The organism is Castellaniella sp. WN (genome assembly GCF_054457555.1).
Genome location: NZ_JBTKZC010000001.1, coordinates 1,233,126 through 1,253,312 on the forward strand (window position 1 = coordinate 1,233,126; position 20,187 = coordinate 1,253,312).

Consider the following 20,187-nt stretch of genomic DNA (forward strand, 5'->3'; position numbering starts at 1 on the left):
GATCAGCCCCCTTGGTTCGCGGCCTGCCAGGCCAAAGGATCAGCAGCCCAGCGATGCAGATCCTCATTGCGCCAGACAGTCACACGCGGGGACAGCTTCACGCCACGAGGGAACCGGTTCTGCTTGATCCAGAGATAGATGGTCGAACCGGCAGCATTGCCAGCGAAGCTGCGCACAGCAGGCAGACGGGAAAACCCGGTGGGGGGCAGGCTAGGCAAGCTCATGGGTTGCGCAGCCTGGACGGTATTGATGTTGTTCATACGTTCTCGGTCCTGATTGGATTACGTTGAACAAATCTTTGTGTGGGCAAATTAGCGACAACAAGCAGGCAAAGAAAAACCCGCAAAGCTAGCAGCCATGCGGGTTTTGAGAGAATCTATGCATTGGGCAAACTCGTTGCCCAATGTCTGCCCAAAGTTTGCCCAGTTTGCTCAGCTAATCTGGGTGGTGCCACCTGTTTAAAACGTGCCTCCGAATGTACTCAGCGTCCGGGTTTTTGCCGCCACCGGTGGACACGCCATTGTTCCGACACCAGACAGCCATCTCATCCGCCACGGCTGTTTTAGTCGGCTTGGGTTTTCTGGCAGCTTGCCGATCACGGCACCATTCTGTTGCTGCATCACGCACCCGCTGCTTCCAGTCCACCGGCGCGGCTAGCTCAGCCTGATCCTGTTGGGTTTCCGTGGCTGCAGGGTCACAGGCTTTGCTATCCTGCGTAGGATCAGGGAACGCGAAAACACGGGCTGTCCTCGGCTCATGCTCAACAAGCCACGCATTGAGGTCATCCCAATACGCCTCCTCGTGATATATGCCGACCTGATCCACCGCCCTATGACGCTCCGTGCGGCCTGGCAGGTAAACGGGGAGGTCACCTGACTGCACCGAGGCTATCAGAGCTTTGACCTCGTTACGGGCGCGCTCATCGAAGTCATACGACTCATCGTAAGCGTCAGGTACCGGCCACCCGTCATCACCCATCTGAGGAGCGGAGTGCACTCGGAAGGGAGCTTGGGCATCCTGACTCACAATGGCCTCAGCAGCTTCAAACATCCGGTACCGGTGATTGTCAACCTATCTGTCGCATTTTCTGAGTGACTCAAGCCGCCCGCTTGAGGTCTGAATTTCGCTTGGCACAGGACGCGTGACCCTTCTGCGGGTTGAGGAAGACCTCGTCGACTCTTGTCCAGTTGCGGGTCCTGCCGCTCCAGCGCTCCGGGTGCTTTTCGCGGGCCGCCCGATAGAGGGCATGGCGCCGTTCGAGCAGGCCGCGATCGCGCCCACAGTGACGCTGCTCAGGCGTCACGAAGCCGATAGCGCTGTGCCGGTGCTCGGTGTTGTACCAGCGCACGAACTCACCGACCCAGGCCCGGGCAGCCAGCAGACCGGTGAAGGGCTTGCGAGGGTAGCGGGGGCGGTACTTCAGAGTCCTGAACAAGGACTCTGAGTACGGGTTGTCATTGCTCACCGCTGGCCTGCTGAACGATGGCGCCACACCCAGCTCCCGTAGTGTCGCCAGCATGGTGGCGCCCTTCATCGGGGAGCCATTGTCGCTGTGTAACACCACCTGCCCTGGGAGGATGCCCTCGCGGCGGCAGATATCGCGCATCAGCTCACTGGCACGGGCGCTGTCCTCGGTGTCATAGACCTGCCAGCCCACGATGTGACGGCTGAACAGGTCAAGAAACAGGTACAGGTAGTAGTACTGGCCCCGCACGGTGGCGGGCAGATAGGTGATGTCCCAGCTGAAGAGCTGCCCTGGCGCAGTAGCCGTCAGCGCCCGAGGCCGATGCACCGGGCCAGGCGTGCGATCAGGCGTGCGATGCACCAGTTGCCCGGCGGTACGCATCAGCCTGTAGATCGTCGATTCACTGGCCAGATAGACCCCCGTATCCGCCAGGCGTGGCACGATCTGAGAAGCGGGCAGGTGGCCGTACTCGCTGCTGTTGACCACCCGCAGGATGCGATCACGCTCGGCATCGCTCAGGCGGTTGCAGGGCCGCTGTACCCGCGTGGGGCGCCCATCGCCTTGCTCCGGGGCCCGCCGCCAACGTTGCAGTGTGCGTGCGCTCAGATTGATTGCTTCACAGGCGCGTGCCTGTCGAGCACCAGCCGTGACCGCCTCAGTAATCAATGCCATGATCTGTCGGCGCTGTGTCAGTGAGGTCATTTGTCCTCGTCCTCCCACAGCGCCTGGTATTTTTTTTGCAGTACCAGCAGGGCTGCCGCCTCCGATAACGCCTTGTCCTTGCGGGCCAAATCACGGCGCACGCCAACCAGTTCCTCTTTGAGCCGACGCAGCTCCTGGATATCGGCTGCGGGCTTGTTCCCCGACTGTTCGAGCTCATGCTTCCAGGCCGTGAGCTGATGGGCGAAGATGCCCCGTTCCCGGCACCAGGCGTTGCGCGCCTCTTCGGCCAGAGAATGGGTCTCAAGCAGGGCCTGCAGCCGCTGTGCGGATGTCCACCGACTGGCGGGGGCCTCTTCTGAGGATTGCCTGCGCAAATGAGCCATCTTCGGATTGCGAATCCAGTTCTTCAGCGTATGGACCGACATGTTCAACTCCTGGGCCATGTCAGCCACCGTGCGCGTGCCGCGCTGCAGGGTCTTGCGGATCGCCTCCTCTTTGAAGGCCGTGCTGTAGGTCGTCAAATTCATCTAATCGTTCCAAATCCGATGCGACAACTAGTCTGACACAGGGGGGTACCTGCCAAGTCTTTGGCGCTCGGCCTTCTCTAGGCGGCCATCTTCGCTGAGATCCAGAATATCCGTGAGCCGCAAAATATCCTGATTTTCTGGATCAACGGAGTAACTCGCACTTTTCTTCATCGCGCCATCCACGCACCATCCGTGAAATAGGTGCCAGCCCCAGGCCGGCGGATGTCTCCGGCTCTTCGCCCCGTCGGGCTAGGCGCTGGCGTACTCAGTTATGCCCGTCGCATCTCAACAACAGTCTTCTGTCCAGCCTGCTCATGCAGGAAGTCCGCCCAGGTCTGCATCACCAAGCGGCGCTCGTCCTCGAACTTGGCCCGGTCATAGGCCGCCTGGACCTCGTCCTTTTTCGCATGGGCCAACTGGGCTTCCAATACGTCCACGTCGATCTTCAGCCGCTCACGCGCCACCGTGCGCAGCATGGCCCGGAAGCCGTGGGTGGCATGCCTCCCCTGAAAGCCCATCGATCGCAGCGCCTTGGAAAGCGCATCACGGTGCATGTGCTCGTTGCTCTGACTGCCCGGAAAGACGAACACTTCGCCGCCGTACTGGCGCATTTCCGCCAGCACGTCCAGGGCCTGGCGCGGCAGGCTGACGACATGATCCACGCCTGTCTTCATCTTCGTGGCGGGGATCGCCCATTCGGCCCTGTCCAGGTCGATTTCTTCCCAGGCCGCCGCCGCCACGATGCCGGGTCGGCATGCGGTATAGGCCGCCAGCAGCAGCCCGCCACGGGTCACTCGACTGTCATAGGCCAGGATCGCCTGCATCAACGGGCCAATCCCCTGAACCTTGGTCACGGCTGGAATATGCCCACCGCGGTACTTCGGCAGCACACCCCGCAGGCGCAACACCTGATCATCACCGCGCATGCCGCGCTGGATGCCGTATTCGGTGACCCCATTCAGGTACTGACGGGCCTTCCTGGCAAGGGATGGCGCATCGGCGCCCAACTGGCGCAACACACTCACCACATCCTTGCTGGCCATCGTGCGCATATCCAGGTTGCCTATGTGCGGCTGCAGACGCTTCCTGACGATGAACACCGCTTTGTCATAGGTAGACGTCGCCCAACCCGGCTTGCGGTCCTCCAGCCAGGCATCGGACACCACAGTAAAAGAATGTTCCCTGGCGTCCCGGGCCCGTTGCTGCTCCTCGACCTGATCCAGGGTCAGAGCCTGCGCCGCCGCTTTGATCCGATCATGTAGCCCAACGGGTGCCTCACCCATGCGGACCTGCTGCTGAAGATCTTCGGTGGCCTTGTGGGCGTCAGCTATCCCCATATCAGGGTAGATACCGACAACCTTGGTCCGTTGCTTCCCCTCTCGGGTTCTGTATCTGGCCACCCACTGCTTAACGCCGGTGGGCATGACCTCCAGGCGCAGTCCTCTTCCAGACGCCATTGAGTAAGGCTTGGATTGAGGCCTGGCCTTGCGGATCGCAACATCTGATAGCTGCTGGGCAAGCTTGGGCATAGTCTGCGCCCTATGAGGGCCCGATTTGAGTATTTGACCTACAAGATACTCAAACGGATACTCAAAGGCAATAGCTTCAACTGGACGAACATCGGACGCTACTGGACCCGCTGAAAGCAAAAAACCCGCAAGAGCTAGTGTCTATGCGGGTTTTGCTTTTTGATGTCGGAAGACATCGGACTATATTGGACTTCTTAAAACTAAGAAGTGGTGCCCAGGAGAGGACTCGAACCTCCACACCTTGCGGCACATGGACCTGAACCATGCGCGTCTACCAATTCCGCCACCTGGGCACAGCATAACGTGTATGCTATTGCTTTCGCCGATTCGCCGTGCTGTTTTTGCGCGCCGTTCAGCGAAGACAGAACTATACAACACAATTTTTTTGGATGCAAACAGCCTTTGAAAAAGCGAACCGACAACGACAATAACCGCGACGCTTCCAACCCGCCAGCGAACAGTCTCCCCTTCGATTTCGATCCCGACGTCCCCTCCAGAGAGCTGGTGCTGGACACCCTGCGCAAGGCCGGCAAGCCCCTGTCGCCGGAAGCCCTGGCCGACGCCACTCACGCCACGATCCCCCTGTCCACGGGCTTCGTCCGCCGCATCAAGGCCATGGAACGCGACGGCCAGCTGCGCTACAACCCCCAGGGAAGGTTGCAAATCTGCAACAACACCCACTTCATCACCGGCACCGTCCAGGGGCATCGGGACGGTTTCGGCTTCCTGATCCCCGACGAGGGCGGCCAGGACCTGTTCCTGTCGCCCCACGAAATGGAAAAGGTCCTGCACGGCGACCGGGTGCGGGTGAAGGAATCCGGCGAATTCCGCGGCCGCCCCGAAGGCGTCATCGTCGAGGTCCTCGAACGGCGCACGTTGAAACTGGTCGGCCGCTTCCTGAAGGAACGCGGCGCCTTCATCGTCGCGCCCGAGGACCAGCGCATCAAGCACGACATCCTGATCGCGCCCCAGGACACGGAGGGCGCCGAGCCCGGCCAGGTGGTCACGGTGCAGATTCTGCGCCAGCCGGCTAGCCACATCCAGCCCCTGGGCCGCGTGATCGAGGTCCTGGGCGAGATCGACGATCCCGGTATGGAGATCGAGATCGCCGTGCGGAAATTCGACGTGCCGGTGGAGTTCTCCGACGCCACGCGCAGACAGCTGGCCTCGATTCCCGACCACGTGCGTGCGGATGACCGGGCCGGACGCGTCGACCTGCGCGACGTGCCCTTCATCACCATCGACGGCGAAGACGCCCGCGACTTCGACGACGCGGTGTTCTGCATGCCCGCCGACCTGGGCACGGCCAAGCGCGCGCGGCCCGGTTGGCGGCTGCTGGTGGCCATCGCCGACGTCAGCCACTATGTCCGGCCCGGCACGGCGATGGACGAGGACGCCCTGGACCGGGGCACCAGCGTGTATTTCCCGCGCCGCGTCATCCCCATGCTGCCGGAAGCCCTGTCCAACGGCATCTGCTCGCTGAATCCGGACGTGGACCGTCTGGTGATGGTATGCGACATGATGATCCCGGCGGGCGGCGCCAAGGCGGGTACCGTCGTCGCCTACCAATTCTACGAAGCCGTCATCCATTCCCACGCCCGCACTACCTACACCGACATCTGGGCGGCCCTGCAGCAGCCCACCGGTCCGGCGGCGCAGAATCTGGGCGGCCTGCTGCCCCACGTGCAGACGGTCTACGACCTGTTCCAGTCCTTCGAACAGGCCCGGCGCAAGCGTGGCGCCATCGACTTCGACACGATCGAGACCCGCATCGTCTGCAATCCCCTCGGCCGCATCGAGCGCATCGAACCCTACGCCCGCAACGACGCCCACCGCCTGATCGAGGAATGCATGCTGGCGGCCAACACCTGCGCAGCGGATTTCATCGTGCGCAACAAGACCCGGGCGCTGTTCCGCGTGCACGATGGCCCGACGCCGGAAAAGCTGCAGACGCTGCGCGACTTTCTGCGCCATCTGGGCCTGACCCTGGGCGGCGGAGACGACCCCAAGACCGCCGACTATGCCCGCCTGATCCTGGCCAGCCGGGCGCGGCCGGACTTCGCCTCGATCCAGACGATGTGCCTGCGCTCGATGCAGCAGGCCATCTACAGCCCCGAGCAGACCGGCCACTTCGGCCTGGCCTACGAACACTACGCGCACTTCACCTCGCCCATCCGGCGCTACCCGGACCTGCTGGTGCACCGCGTGATCCGGGGCATCCTGCACCAGCGCCGCTACCAGCCGCCGGCGCCGCCGGGCCTACCCGCCGATCCCGCCCTGCCCGCCAAGGTCCGCGAACGCGACGCCTGGGAGGCCCTGGGCGCGCTGCTGTCGGCCCGCGAACGGCGTGCCGACGAGGCCTCGCGCGACGTCGAGGCCTGGCTGAAATGCTGGTTCGTGCGCGAGCACGTGGGTGAAGTCTTCAGCGGCCGGATCAGCGCCGTCACCAGCTTCGGCGTGTTCGTCACGCTGGACACACTCTACGTGGAAGGGCTGGTGCACATCTCCGAACTGGGCGGCGACTACTTCCAGTACAACGAGGCACTGAACGAACTGCGCGGCGAACGCACCGGCCTGCGCTACCAGCTGGGCGATGCCCTCCAGGTCCAGGTATCGCGCGTAGACCTGGAAGCCCGGCGCATCGACTTCCGCCCGGTCAAGGGCGAGGACTTCAAGTCGCTGCGTGCGGAGATCGAGGGCGAGCCCCGCCCCGCCCAGCGTTCGCACAAGAAAGCCGCCGGCGCCAAGCCCGCCGCCCTGCGCGGCACCACGGCCCACCAGCGTCGCGCCGAAGCCAAGCGCGCCACGCGTCAGGAAGCGCCACGCAAGCGGCGCTCCTGATCCGGCTCGCGGCGAACCGCCGTCCGTCCCGGCCAGCCGGGGCGGCGAGCGCACCTCGCGCGCACCCGCACTACAATTCCAGGCAGAGGGCCCGCAGCGTTCTGCGGCGGGCCGCTTCACCCACCCCTGATAGGCCTTGCCTGATGTCATCCCAACAAATCCTGGCCGGCTTCCACGCCGTGCAGGCGCGCCTGCGCCATGCCCCGGACTCCATCCGCGACGTCTACCTGGACACCACGCGCCAGGATGCCCGCATGCAACGCTGCATCGAGCAGCTGGAAGCCGCGGGGGTACGCTGGCACACCGCCGATGCCCGGCGACTGGAAGGGCTGGCCCACGGCGTGCGCCACCAGGGCATCGTCGCCCTGGCCCGTCCCCGGCCTCTGGCCGTATCGGTCGACGAGGTCCTGGATGCCCTGGAGGATCGCCACGAACCCGCCCTGCTGCTGGTGCTCGACGGTGTCACCGACCCGCACAACCTGGGCGCCTGCCTGCGCACGGCCGACGCCGCCGGCGTGCACGCCGTCATCGCCCCGAAGGACCGTGCCGTCGGCCTGAACACGACGGTCCAGCGCGTGGCCTGCGGCGCGGCCGACACCGTGCCCTACCTGACGGTCACCAACCTGGCGCGCACCCTGCGCGCCCTGCGCGAGCGCGACGTCTGGCTGGTGGGCACGGACGACGCAGCCACGCACAGTCTGCACCAGATCGACGCGCGCCGGCCGATGGCCTGGGTGATGGGCGCCGAAGGCGAAGGCATGCGCCGCCTGACCCGGGAAACCTGCGACGAACTCGTGTCCATCCCCATGCGGGGCTCGGTCGAAAGCCTGAACGTCAGCGTCGCCAGCGCGGTCTGCCTGTACGAAACCGTGCGCCAGCGGCTGGCGCCGGCCTGAGCTTCCGCGCGCGGCGCGGCACGGCCCGGTTCGGGCCGGCCCAAGACAAAAAAGCGCATAATGTCCAGACTGGCGCGCCCGCCCGGGCCGCGCCCTTTCCATTTCAATCCGACCGCACCGCCTTCCCATGTCCGACCAAGGCTTCACCACCCGGCTCGTCCACGCCGACCATCGCGCCCAACTGGAGCACGGCGCCATCCACCAGCCCATCCATCCGTCCACCGAATACGCCTACACCGACGCGCGCGAACTCGCCGCCGTGTTCCAGGGCAAGGCGGGCTATACCTACGCCCGCCAGGGGACGCCGACCACGGCTTCGCTGGAGGCCAAGGTCACGGACATGGAGCGCGGCCAGGCCACGGTGGCCTTCGCCACCGGCATGGCCGCGCTGAACGCCACCTTCTTCGCCCTGCTGCGCCAGGGGGACCACCTGGTCGCCAGCAAGTACGTCTTCGGCAACACCAACAGCCTGCTGATGACGCTGGAAAACTTCGGCGTGGAACTGAGCCTGGTGGACGCGACCGATGCCGCCCAGGTCGAAGCGGCGATCCGGCCCGACACCCGCATGGTCTTCGTCGAGACCATCGCCAACCCCGGCACCCAGATCGCCGACCTGAAGGCGATCGGCGAGCTTTGCCGCGCGCGCGGGCTGGTCTACGTGGTGGACAGCACCCTGTCCTCGCCCTACCTGGCCCCGGGCCGGGACTTCGGCGCGTCCCTGGTGATCAATTCCCTGTCCAAGCACATCGGCGGGCACGGCAACGCCCTGGGCGGCGCCGTCACCCAGACCGGGTTGTACGACTGGTCCGATTTCCCGCATATCCACGAACAGTACCGCAAGGGCGACCCACGTGCCTGGGGCCTGCAGCAGATCAAGAAAAAGGGCCTGCGCGACATGGGCGGCACGCTGTCCTCGGACATGGCCCACCGCATCGCGGCCGGCGCCGAGACCATGGCGCTGCGCATGGACCGCATCTGCGCCAACGCCCTGGCCCTGGCGCGCTTCCTGGAAACGCATCCGCAAGTCAGCAAGGTCCGCTATCCCGGCCTGGCCAGCCACCCCCAGCACGAGCGCGCCACGCAGTGGTTCGGCGGCCGCTACGGCGGCCTGCTGGGCGTGGAGTTGCACGACCACGTGGATGTCTTCGACTGCCTGAACCGCCTGCGCGTCGCGGCCCTGGCCACCCACCTGGGCGACAATCGCACACTGGTGCTGCCCGCCGCCCATACCATCTACTACGAGATGGGTCCGGAACGCCGTGCCCTGATGGGCATTCCGGACGGTTTTCTGCGCATCTCCGTGGGAATCGAAGACGAAGCCGATCTGATCGACGATTTCGCGCGGGCCCTGGATGCCACCCAGACCTGATTCCTGGTTCGGGGTATACCCCTATCCAGTGTTGGGATTTTTAACAAACGTCAGGAAACATGCGGGTTTCCAGTGATTTGTTCTTGACACTCCAGGCTTTCGAAGGCTTAATACGGCTTAGCCTTCGAACCGGCCAGCATCCCGCCGCCCCGCGGCCGAGGAAACCGGATCGGTTTGGCTGCGACAGACCATCATCCATCAAACGTCTGGCGGATAATCCGCCAGGCCACAATAAACCTCAGGGGTATTTCATCAATGAACAAGACCGAGCTGATCGAGCACATTTCCTCCAAGACCGATCTCTCCAAGGCTGACGTGGGCCGCGCCCTGGAAGCCTTCGTGGGCGCCGTGAAGACCACCCTGAAGAAGAAGGGCTCGGTCACTCTGGTCGGCTTCGGCACTTTCGCCGTGTCCGAACGTGCCGCCCGCACCGGCCGCAATCCGCGCACCGGCGAAGAAATCAAGATCAAGAAGGCCCGCGTGCCGAAGTTCCGTCCGGGCAAGGCCCTGAAGGACGCCGTGAACGCCAAATAAATCCGGCGCTCGATCGGCATAGGGGGCAGTTCTTATGAGCTGCGCCCCTGCCACACCACCCGGCATGCGGGTCCGCACCGGGCGGTTCGAGAAGTTGAGGTCAGGAGAGCCGAGGTAATCCGAGGCGATCAAACCAGGCTAGGTCGAGCACGCTATTGAGCAGTTTTCCACTGTTACGCCACCAGCGACGGTTGTTAGCCGCCACACGCTGGGCAACCGCGACTGAAGCACCCAGCGCGCGCAGCGCCCGGAACATGGTCTTGCCACGTTTCCACTGCTTAAGTTGGATAGCCCGCAGCCGATGCCGCATCCATTCATCCAGCGTTCGCCAGATTCCCGGAGTCTGCGCCAACCGGAAGTAACCCCTCCATCCCAGCAGATAGACCCGTAGCCGATCAACCACCTGCTGCATGCTGCGCCCACCTGAGCGGAGCGTCAGTTGCCGCACACGTTGCTTGAACGTGGCCAGCGCCTTGGTCGCCATCCGGCGCTTGATGACGCCTTTCGGTGCCACCCAGAAGCTGTAGCCCAGGAATTTACGATCAGCAAAGACGCTCGTCACCGCGCTTTTGGCCTCATTGACCTTCAGGCGCAGCTTGGCGTACAGCCGTCGCAATAGACCCATTACCCGCTCGCCCGCCCGACGACTGCCAACATAGACGTTACAGTCATCGGCGTAGCGCACGAAGCAATGCCCCCGGCACTCCAGCTCACGATCCACCTCATCGAGCAAGACGTTGGCCAGCAACGGCGAGAGCGGCCCGCCTTGCGGCGTGCCCTCATACCGTTCGATGACCACACCACCCTCCATGATGCCGCTGTTCAGATACGCACGGATCAGCCGGATGACTCCAGCTTCCGGGATACGTTTCCGTAAGCGGTCAATCAGGATGTCGTGGTTGACCCGGTCAAAGAACTTCTCCAGATCCACGTCCACCACAATACGACGACCGGACTGCACATACGACTGAGCGGCAAGTACCGCATCATGCGCACGCCGCCCCGGCCTGAAGCCGTAGCTGTGTTCGCTGAAGGTGGGGTCAAGCAAGGGTTGCAGCACTTGCAGCAGTGCCTGCTGGATCAGTCGATCCGTCACCGTCGGGATGCCCAGCTCGCGCTGGCCGCCGTCGGGCTTCGGGATCATCACCCGCCGCACCGGACTGGGCCGGTACGTTCCCGCCAGCAGCGCTTCACGGATGGCAGGCCAGGCTGCCACCAGGTGGCCGGCGGTCTGGTCAATGTCCAGGCCATCCACTCCAGCGGCGCCTTTATTGGCCCGCACCCGCTTGAATGCCGCTTGCAGGTTCTCCCTCGTCAACGCCGCCACCAGCAGCGTTGACCCTGTATCCTCATTGCCATGTCGCGGGCATCCTGTTTCCTCGCTGGCTGAATCACCTGCGGCTTCACCGCAGGCTACGCCCGCCCGCTCCACCGACGTGGACATCTGAGGCAATACAAGCTGCATCGACATGTCGAGCAATACTCCTTCTCGTTTGGTCCTTCGCCGCCTCGCTCTCAGCCTCACCGGCCCCGCTACCACGACTACTACGACCGCTGCTGAGACCTCGCTCCGGCTCGACGCCGTTACCCTTTCAGGATCAAGGCGAGGCGTCCCCAGATAAGAGCGCACTCCTTCATCGCACAACCGCCGCATCTACGCCGCTTCGCCTTGGTCACGAGAGCTTTGCGGTTTGTGGCCCGCTCGCCCTGCTCGGCAGCGCCTTCTATGCAGTTCTTGTTCATCGGCTCACGATTTACGCTTCACGCTTCCTCCCCACGCTCGGTCACCCTCGCGCAGTTGCGCTTCACTTCGCTCGTTGTGACCAACTCGCGGCGGGACTCGCACCCGCAGGAGTACGCCCATGCTGGGCGTACCGCAAAAAGGCCACCGCGATCACCGGTGGCCTTTTTTTTCAAGCTACAATGCCACGCCCGCCCGCGAATCCGGCGCGCGCGCACCACAGGTCCGGGTGCTTAGCTCAGTTGGTAGAGCGGCGCCTTTACACGGCGTAGGTCGGGGGTTCGAGCCCCTCAGCACCCACCACGGACCCGGTGTCCTGGTTCCAGGCATCCGCGCCCCGGCGGATTTACAATCCCCGCCATGAATCCCACACCGCATCCCCAGGGCTCGCAGCGCTGCGGCCTGGACGCCCTCGGCCAGTTCGACGAGATCGTCGACGTGCGCACGCCGGCAGAATACGCCGACGACCACATCCCCGGCGCCCTGAACGCGCCGGTGCTCAACAACGAGGAACGCGTCCTGATCGGCACCATGTACGCCCGGGAATCGCCCTTCAAGGCGACACGCCTGGGCGCCGCCCTGGTCGCCCGCCACATCGCCGAATCCCTGGAGACGATCTTCGCCGACCGTCCGCGCAGCTGGCGGCCGCTGATCTACTGCTGGCGCGGCGGCAAGCGCTCGGGCTCCATGACCGCCTGGTTCAACCTGATCGGCTGGCGCGCGCGCCAGCTGGACGGCGGCTACAAGACCTGGCGCCGGCACGTGATCGACACCCTGGCCGAACGCCCCGCCGGCCTGGACTGCATCGTGCTGACCGGTCCCACCGGATCGGGCAAGACCCGCCTGCTGCAATCGCTGGGCGCGGCGGGCGCCCAGATCCTGGACCTGGAAGGCCTGGCCCGGCATCGCGGCTCGCTGCTGGGCTCGCTGCCCGACCGGCCGCAGCCCAGCCAGCGCGGCTTCGAGTCCGCCCTGCTCCAGGCCATCGAGGCCCTGGATCCGGCCCGGCCCGTCTTCGTCGAGGCCGAAAGCCGGCGCATCGGCCAGTTGAGCCTGCCCGAAACCCTGCTGCGCGCCATGCACGCGGGCCGCTGCGTGCGCGTGCGGGCGGCCCTGTCGCAACGGATCGCGTTCCTGCTGCAGGACTACGCCCACCTGTTCGACGCGCCGGACGACTTCGGCCGGACGCTGGAGCGGCTGATCGGCCTGCACAGCCGCCAGACGATCTGCGACTGGCAGGCCCTGATCGCCGCCGACCGGCGCGCCGAACTGTTCCAGGCCCTGGTGGAAACCCATTACGACCCCGCCTACCGCCGCAGCAGCGATTCCCATTACGCCGGCCTGGCCCAGGCGGCGGCGTTCGACTACGACCCCACCGCCGCAGACGGCAACACCCAGGCCCGCGCCCTGATCGAACAGTTGATCCCGGCCTGAGCTCCAGGCCCCAATCCCCAGGATTCCCGTCTCCATGAACGCTCCCGACACCACCGTCCCCATCCCCCGCCTGACCTCCCTGTCCCACGGCGGCGGATGCGGCTGCAAGATCGCCCCGGACGTGCTGGCGCGCCTGATGCGCGACGCCCTGCCCGCAGGCCCCTTTCCCGACCTGCTGGTGGGCACCCAGTCGTCCGACGACGCGGCCGTCTACCGTCTCAACGACGAGCAGGCGCTGATCGCCACGACCGACTTCTTCATGCCCATCGTCGATGACCCGCGCGACTTCGGCCGCATCGCCGCGACCAACGCGCTGTCGGACGTGTATGCCATGGGCGGGCGCCCGATCCTGGCGCTGGCCATCGTCGGCATGCCGACCAAGGCCCTGCCGCACGACACCATCGCCGCCATCCTGGCGGGCGGCGCCTCGGTCTGCCAGGAAGCCGGGATCCCCATCGCGGGCGGCCATTCGATCGACTCCGTGGAGCCGATCTACGGCCTGGCCGTCATCGGCCTGGCGCACCCGGACCGCATCAAGCGCAACGACCGCGCCCGCGCGGGCGACGTCCTGATCCTCAGCAAGCCCCTGGGCGTGGGCATCCTGTCGGCCGCCCTGAAAAAAGACCGGCTCGACGCCGAGGGCTACCGCACCATGATCGCCAGCGCCACCCGGCTGAACACCCCGGGTGCGCGCCTGGCCGGACTCGACGCCGTGCACGCCCTGACCGACGTGACCGGCTTCGGCCTGCTGGGCCACGCCCTGGAAATGTGCCGGGGCTCGGGCCTGCGCGCCGAGGTTTCCTACGCCGACCTGCCCTGGCTGGCGCCCGCCCCGGGCCTGGCCCGGGAGGGCATCCGCACCGGCGCGTCGGAGCGCAACTGGCACGCCTGCGGCGCCGAGTCCACCTTGGAGCCCGACCTGCCCGACGAAGCCCGCGCCCTGCTGACCGACCCGCAGACCTCCGGCGGCCTGCTGGTCGCCTGCGCGCCGCAGGCCGCCGACGAGGTCCTCGCCCTGCTGCGCGCCGACGGCTTCGCCCAGGCCGCCCGCATCGGACGTCTGGAGGCCGGTCCCGCCCATATTCGAGTATCCTGATTCCGTCCCCCTCTCCGGAGCCCCCATGGCCGATCCCCTGATCATCGCCCGCAACGCCGACGCCCAGGCCGCCCTGCTGCCGCAACTGGCCAACCGCCACGGCTGCATCACCGGCGCCACCGGCACCGGCAAGACCATCACCCTGCAGGTCCTGGCCGAATCATTCTCCCGCATCGGCACGCCGGTCTTCATGGCGGACGTCAAGGGCGACCTCACCGGCATCTCCCAGGCGGGCGCCGCATCGCCCAAGCTGGCCCGGCGCCTGGCCGACCTGGGGCTGCCCGAGCCCGCCTGGGGCGGCAGTCCGACCACGCTCTGGGACATCTTCGGCGAACAGGGCCACCCGATCCGCGCCACGGTATCCGACCTGGGACCGCAACTGCTGGCGCGCATGCTGGACCTGAACGACACCCAGGAAGGCGTGCTGACCCTGGCCTTCCGCGTCGCCGACGACGAGGGCCTGCTGATCCTGGACCTGAAAGACCTGCGGTCCATGCTGCAGCACGTGGCCGACCGCGCCGCCGAGCTGCGCACCCGCTACGGCCAGGTTTCCTCCGCGTCCATCGGCGCCATCCAGCGCAGCCTGCTGCGCCTGGAATCCGAAGGCGCCGAGACCTTCTTCGGCGAACCCATGCTGGACGTCTTCGACTGGATGCGCGCCGACGCCCAGGGGCGCGGCATGGTCAATGTCCTGGCCGCCGACCGGCTGATGCAGTCCCCGCGCCTGTACGCCGTCTTCCTGCTGTGGATGCTGGCCGACCTGTACGAGCGCCTGCCCGAGGTCGGCGACCTGGACAAGCCCAAGCTCGTCTTCTTCTTCGACGAGGCCCACCTGCTGTTCAAGGACGCCCCCGCCGCCCTGCTGGAAAAGATCGAGCAGGTCGTGCGCCTGATCCGCTCCAAGGGCGTGGGGGTGTATTTCGTCACCCAGAATCCCACCGACATCCCCGACACCGTGCTGGGCCAGCTGGGCCACCGCGTGCAGCACGCCCTGCGCGCCTACACCCCCCGCGACCAGAAGGCCGTCAAGACCGCCGCGCAGACCATGCGGCCCAATCCCGGACTGGACATCGAGGCCGCCATCACCGAACTGGCCGTGGGAGAGGCTCTGGTGTCCCTGCTGGACCCCAAGGGCCAACCCACCCCCACGCAGCGCGTCTGGATGCTCGCCCCCGGCAGCCGCATCGGACCGGCCACGGCGGCCGAGCGCCAGTCCCTGCTGGGCGCCTCCATGCTGGCCGGCAAATACGACCAGGCGATGGACCGCGAATCCGCCTATGAGATCCTGCTGCAACGCGCCCAGTCCGGAAACACCGCGCCCGCGGGCGGCAAGAACGCGGCGGGCGGCGCCGGCCGCGCCGAGGCGCCCGCTTCCCAGGACAATGGCATCACCGGCGTCCTGGGCGACTTCCTGTTCGGCTCCACCGGCCCGCGCGGCGGCCACCGCGACGGGGTGGTGCAATCGGTCGCCAAGAGCATGGCGCGCAACGCCGCCAACCAACTGGTGCGCGGCCTGCTGGGCTCCCTGGTCGGCGGCCGGCGGCGCTGAGCCCGGACACGGATCACGCATGCCGACCCGCTCTCCCGACCCGGTGGCCGCCTCCGTCACACCGGCCGCCACGCGCGCCATGGCGGACCCCGTGCGCTGTCGATGGTGCACCGACGATCCGCTGTACCAGCGCTACCACGATGGCGAATGGGGGGTGCCCTCGCACGACCCACGGCACCTGTTCGAGATGCTGATCCTGGAAGGCTTCCAGGCGGGCCTGTCCTGGCTCACCATCCTGCGCCGGCGCGAGGCCCTGCGCGCCGCCCTGCTGGACTTCGACCCCGAGGCCCTGGCCCGCACCGGCGAGGCCTGGGTCCAGGATCGCATGCGGGACGCCAGCATCATCCGCAACCGCCTCAAGCTGCGCGCCGCTGGCGCCAACGCCCGCGCCTGGCTGGCCCTGCCCGACCCGGTCGGCCTGATCTGGTCCGTGGTCGGCGGCCGACCCATCATCCATTACTATGCCGCCCCGGAAGAAGCTCCCGTCGCCGGCCCCGAGGCCGAAACCCTGAGCCGCCTGCTGAAGCGCCACGGCTTCACCTTCGTCGGCCCGACCATCTGCCAATCCTACCTGCAGGCCATCGGCTGCCTGATGGACCACACCACGGACTGCCACCGTCACCGTGCGCTGGCAGGATGACGCCCACGCCAGCGCCTCGCCAGACCGCACGAACATGAAGCCTCGCAGCGCGTCCCCGGATCCGGCCGCTTCGGCGCTGGCGCAAGTCTACCGGGCCGCGCACTACCGCATCGACACCGACCCGCCGCTCGTGCTGCGCATCGGCCAGGCGCACCCGGCGCTGCGCCCCCTGTTTCCGCAAGGTGGCGTCTTCCTGACCGCCTGCAACCCGCGCAGCCGCCGCCTGCGCCCCGCAGCCAATGCCCGCCGCCTGCGCGCGCTGCGACGGGCGGTCGAACGGCTGGGCCATGTCTGGCTGCCGGGCCGGGGGCTGGACCCGCTGGGCCTGTGGCCCGACGAGACCGGCCTGTGGATCCCGGGCCTGCCCTTGGACGAAGGACTGCGGCTGGCGCGCCGCTTCGGCCAGAACGCCCTGGTCTTGTGCGGGCCGGACACGGTGGCGCAACTGGCCTGGACACCCTGGACGGACCGGCACGCCGACAGCGCGCATCTGCTAAGGTAGCCGGGTCGTCCGATTCCACGGAGCCCGTTCCATGCACCAACTGTTCACCCGTCACACTGCTTTTCACGCCGTCATCGCGCTCACCGTGCTATGCGCCCTGCTGGCCCTGTCCTTCAGCGCCGGCTGGTGGCTGCCCTGCCTGCTGTTCCTGGGCCTGAGCCTGCTGGGGGTCTACGACCTGCACCAGACTCGTCACGCCATCCGACGCAACTACCCGGTGATCGGCAACCTGCGCTTCCTGTTCGAATTCATTCGTCCGGAGGTGCGCCAGTACTTCTTCGAGGACGACACGCTCAAGCTGCCCTTTTCGCGCGTGGACCGGTCCCTGGTATACCAGCGCGCCAAGCGGCAGATGGACCAGCGCCCCTTCGGCACCCAGGGCGACGTCTACGGCAACGACTACGAGTGGATCAACCACGCCATGGTGCCGACCCACGTCCAGGACAACGATTTCCGCACCACCGTCGGCGGACCGGACTGTACCCAGCCCGTGGACCTGTCGGTCTTCAACATCTCCGCCATGAGTTTCGGCGCGCTGTCGGCCAACGCCGTCATGGCCCTGAACAAGGGCGCGACGCTCGGCCATTTCGCCCACGACACGGGCGAAGGCGGTGTCAGCCGCTACCACCTGGAGCACGGCGGCGACCTGATCTGGAACATCGGCTCAGGCTACTTCGGCTGCCGCAATCCGGATGGCAGCTTCTCCGAGGAACGGTTCGCCGACATGGCCCGGCGGGACAACATCCGCATGATCGAGATCAAGCTGTCCCAGGGCGCCAAGCCCGGCCACGGCGGCATCCTGCCGGCACCCAAGGTCACGCCGGAAATCGCCGCCGCGCGCGGCGTGCCGGTCGGACAGGACTGCGTATCCCCATCCAGCCACAGCGCCTTCGACACTCCCATCGAAATGATGCACTTCATCGCCCGCCTGCGCGAGCTGTCCGGCGGCAAGCCGGTCGGCTTCAAGCTGTGCATCGGCCACCCCTGGGAATGGTTCGCCATCGCCAAGGCCATGCTCGCCACCGGCATCACGCCCGACTTCATCGTCGTGGACGGCGCCGAGGGCGGCACCGGCGCCGCGCCCATCGAATTCGTCGACCACGTCGGCACGCCGCTGCGCGAAGGCCTGCGCCTGGTCCACAACACCCTGGTGGGCATTGGCCTGCGCGAACGCATCCGGCTGGGCGCCTCGGGCAAGGTCATCAGCGCCTTCGACATGGCACGCCTCATGGCCCTGGGCGCGGACTGGTGCAACAGCGCCCGCGCCTACATGTTCGCCATCGGCTGCATCCAGGCCCAGACCTGCCACACCGGCCGCTGTCCCACCGGCGTCACCACCCAGGATCCCAAGCGCCAGCAGGCCCTGGTGGTGGCCGACAAATCCGTGCGCGTGGCCAACTACCACGCCAACACGCTCAAGGCCTTGGGGGAACTGCTGGGCGCGGCCGGCCTGACCCATCCCAACCAGCTGCGTCCGCACCACATCGCGCGGCGCATCGCCAATGGCGAAGTGCGCGTCCTGTCCGCCCTGTTCCCCGACCTGGAAAAGGGCGAACTGCTGGAAGGCCGGTTCCGCAACACGATCTTCCGCACCGCCTGGCCCATGGCGCAGGCTGAATCCTTCGAACCGCTCTACAGCCTGAGCGCGGCCCTGTCCGGCCACGCCGACACCGCTGTCGCGCCGGACCGGGATCCTTCGGCCCAGTCCGGGAAAAACACGGCGTGAGGCGACCCATGAGTCGAATCGCGGATGAGATCAGGGAATTCCCCTATGGCCAGGATTTCCGGCCGCCCTATACTGAAATCGCTACCTGATGGTAGTCCATCACGCCCCAGGGCGTTGACCTTGCACCGCTCCCATGCGGTGTCGCTGCCCAAAGCGGCAGCAGGGCCCCGCCAAAAGGCGGGGCCTTCACATTCACGAAGCCGATTCCACCCATCACAATTACACATGGTGGAACAGCACGCCCCATACAGAGCCGCATCCCCCGCTGTTCATAGGATCCCGGCACAAACAATCGACTCAAGACGCCAAGTCGCTCAACGCCCGGATGCAGACCGCCCTCACAAAGCGCTCAGTGTTCTGGTCTAATTCTGGTGGACACCTCGATAGGGGATAATCCTTCCCAACGAGAGCCAGCAAGATATGACCCGTATTCGTAGAAGTTTTGACGCCGCCTTCAAGCTCCAAGTGGCGCAGATGATCCGAGAGCAAGGCCTGAGCGTGGGCCAGGTTTGTCGCGATCTGGACCTGATTGACAGCGCAGTGCGCCGCTGGCTGGCCCAGTACGACGCCGAACAATCAGGCCAGGTCGGGATCGGCAAGCCGCTGACGCCCGAGCAGCAGCGCATCCGCGAGTTGGAGCGTGAGAACCTGCGACTGCGCGAGGACGTATCACTGCTAAAAAAAGCATCGGCCTTCTTCGCCCGGGAACTGAAGTGATCCAGAAACTGATCGATCAGTGGCAGAAGAAGGCCAGCACTGCCCGTCTGTGCCGGTTGTTGGGTGTCAGCCGCTCTGGCCTGTATGCTGCCCGCCACCGGCAGCAAGCGCCGCGAGCCTGTGCATTGAGTACGCCCCTGCAAGCCGCCTTCCTGGCCAGCGGTGGCAACTACGGCAGCCGTCGGCTGTCTGCGGCGTTGAAGGCTCAGGGTCTGGACGTCGGCCGTTACCGTGTCCGTGGGTTGATGAAACAGCACGGCCTGCGGGCGCGCTGGAGGCGTAAGTTCGTCCACACCACCGACAGCCGACATGATCTGCCGGTGGCCGCCAACATCCTGGATCGGCGCTTCAATCCCAGGGCGCCTGACCAAGCCTGGGTGGCTGACATCACCTACATCCGCACTGGGCGCGGCTGGCTGTATCTGGCTGCTGTGCTGGACTTGTACTCGCGCAAGGTCGTCGGCTGGGCGATGGCGCCCAGCATGCCTGCTGAGCTCGTATGTGCGGCCTTGCGCATGGCCATCGCACTGCGCCAGCCCGCGCCCGGCCTGATTGTGCATACCGACCGTGGCAGTCAGTACGCCAGCCAGGCCCACCGGGATCTGTTGGATCGTCACGGCTTGATTGCCAGCATGAGCCGCAAGGGAAACTGTTGGGATAACGCCGTGATGGAACGCTTCTTCCTGAATTTGAAGATGGAGCGAGTCTGGCAACGAAACTACGCCAACCCCGCTGAGGCAGTCACTGACATCAACCACTACATCGTCGGCTTTTACAACACCCATCGGCTGCACTCCACTCTCGGATACCGATCACCAACCGACTACGAGAAAGCCACTACCTGAAACGCCCTATCGCGGTGTCCACAAAAACTTGACCACGACACAGGCCCGCCTGCCAATCACCCCTGGAGGCGTTGGGCGGTGATTGTCAACCTATCTGTCGCATTTTCTGAGTG

At 65.9% G+C, this 20,187-nt stretch carries 14 protein-coding genes, 2 tRNA genes and 1 pseudogene; 12 read left to right on the top strand and 5 right to left on the bottom strand.

Features of this window, described 5'->3' with window-relative positions; genetic code table 11:
• Positions 1 to 2: 2 nt before the first annotated feature.
• The 4 genes and pseudogenes from ACTPOE_RS05670 to ACTPOE_RS05685 form a co-directional block, all read right to left on the bottom strand.
• Positions 3 to 260, bottom strand: a complete 258-nt coding sequence (locus tag ACTPOE_RS05670) for a helix-turn-helix transcriptional regulator (RefSeq protein ID WP_458871244.1) — start codon at positions 258 to 260, stop codon at positions 3 to 5.
• Between the two features lie 836 nt (positions 261 to 1,096).
• Positions 1,097 to 2,655, bottom strand: a pseudogene (locus tag ACTPOE_RS05675) (IS3 family transposase).
• Positions 2,656 to 2,924: 269 nt separating this feature from the next.
• A complete protein-coding gene (locus ACTPOE_RS05680) occupies positions 2,925 to 4,184 on the bottom strand; it encodes a tyrosine-type recombinase/integrase (protein WP_458871245.1) in 1,260 nt (419 codons plus the stop codon).
• Positions 4,185 to 4,392: 208 nt separating this feature from the next.
• Positions 4,393 to 4,477, bottom strand: a tRNA-Leu gene (locus ACTPOE_RS05685).
• A gap of 109 nt (positions 4,478 to 4,586) precedes the next feature.
• Between ACTPOE_RS05685 and rnr the strand changes: the two genes are divergently transcribed.
• The 4 genes from rnr to ACTPOE_RS05705 all read left to right on the top strand — a co-directional run bounded on the left by rnr (position 4,587) and on the right by ACTPOE_RS05705 (position 9,824).
• Positions 4,587 to 7,025, top strand: a complete 2,439-nt coding sequence (gene rnr / locus ACTPOE_RS05690; RefSeq protein WP_458871246.1) for a ribonuclease R — start codon at positions 4,587 to 4,589, stop codon at positions 7,023 to 7,025.
• Positions 7,026 to 7,168: 143 nt separating this feature from the next.
• Positions 7,169 to 7,921, top strand: a complete 753-nt coding sequence (gene rlmB / locus ACTPOE_RS05695) for a 23S rRNA (guanosine(2251)-2'-O)-methyltransferase RlmB (RefSeq protein ID WP_458871247.1) — start codon at positions 7,169 to 7,171, stop codon at positions 7,919 to 7,921.
• Positions 7,922 to 8,048: 127 nt separating this feature from the next.
• Positions 8,049 to 9,290 carry a cystathionine gamma-synthase family protein gene (locus ACTPOE_RS05700; RefSeq protein WP_458871248.1) on the top strand — a complete coding sequence of 414 codons (1,242 nt, stop codon included), beginning with the start codon at positions 8,049 to 8,051 and terminating at the stop codon, positions 9,288 to 9,290.
• A 255-nt stretch (positions 9,291 to 9,545) separates the two neighbouring features.
• Positions 9,546 to 9,824, top strand: a complete 279-nt coding sequence (locus tag ACTPOE_RS05705) for an HU family DNA-binding protein (RefSeq protein ID WP_043681629.1) — start codon at positions 9,546 to 9,548, stop codon at positions 9,822 to 9,824.
• Between the two features lie 100 nt (positions 9,825 to 9,924).
• Here the strand turns inward: ACTPOE_RS05705 and ltrA are convergent, their stop codons facing one another.
• Complete coding sequence (gene ltrA, locus ACTPOE_RS05710) at positions 9,925 to 11,295, bottom strand: group II intron reverse transcriptase/maturase (protein WP_458871249.1); 1,371 nt, start codon at positions 11,293 to 11,295, stop codon at positions 9,925 to 9,927.
• Positions 11,296 to 11,792: 497 nt separating this feature from the next.
• Between ltrA and ACTPOE_RS05715 the strand changes: the two genes are divergently transcribed.
• The 8 genes from ACTPOE_RS05715 (at position 11,793) to ACTPOE_RS05750 (ending at position 20,074) form a co-directional block, all read left to right on the top strand.
• A tRNA-Val gene (locus ACTPOE_RS05715) sits at positions 11,793 to 11,868 on the top strand.
• A gap of 57 nt (positions 11,869 to 11,925) precedes the next feature.
• A complete protein-coding gene (gene mnmH, locus ACTPOE_RS05720) occupies positions 11,926 to 12,999 on the top strand; it encodes a tRNA 2-selenouridine(34) synthase MnmH (protein WP_458871250.1) in 1,074 nt (357 codons plus the stop codon).
• Positions 13,000 to 13,033: 34 nt separating this feature from the next.
• Entirely contained in the window at positions 13,034 to 14,095 is a 1,062-nt protein-coding gene (selD, locus tag ACTPOE_RS05725; RefSeq protein WP_458871251.1) for a selenide, water dikinase SelD, read from the top strand.
• Between the two features lie 25 nt (positions 14,096 to 14,120).
• Positions 14,121 to 15,644 carry a helicase HerA-like domain-containing protein gene (locus tag ACTPOE_RS05730; protein WP_458871252.1) on the top strand — a complete coding sequence of 508 codons (1,524 nt, stop codon included), beginning with the start codon at positions 14,121 to 14,123 and terminating at the stop codon, positions 15,642 to 15,644.
• Between the two features lie 19 nt (positions 15,645 to 15,663).
• Positions 15,664 to 16,284 (top strand): DNA-3-methyladenine glycosylase I, encoded by a 621-nt coding sequence (locus ACTPOE_RS05735; RefSeq protein WP_458871253.1) that lies wholly within the window; start codon positions 15,664 to 15,666, stop codon positions 16,282 to 16,284.
• 34 nt (positions 16,285 to 16,318) lie between these two features.
• Entirely contained in the window at positions 16,319 to 16,786 is a 468-nt protein-coding gene (locus tag ACTPOE_RS05740; RefSeq protein WP_458871254.1) for a DUF3293 domain-containing protein, read from the top strand.
• Between the two features lie 31 nt (positions 16,787 to 16,817).
• Positions 16,818 to 18,512 carry an FMN-binding glutamate synthase family protein gene (locus ACTPOE_RS05745; protein WP_458871255.1) on the top strand — a complete coding sequence of 565 codons (1,695 nt, stop codon included), beginning with the start codon at positions 16,818 to 16,820 and terminating at the stop codon, positions 18,510 to 18,512.
• 420 nt (positions 18,513 to 18,932) lie between these two features.
• Positions 18,933 to 20,074, top strand: a protein-coding gene (locus ACTPOE_RS05750) for an IS3 family transposase (protein ID WP_458871239.1) whose coding sequence is annotated in 2 segments (ribosomal slippage) — positions 18,933 to 19,200 and positions 19,200 to 20,074 — 1,143 coding nt in all. Because the reading frame shifts where the segments join, the coding sequence is not laid out codon by codon here.
• The last annotated feature ends 113 nt before the right edge of the window (positions 20,075 to 20,187 follow it).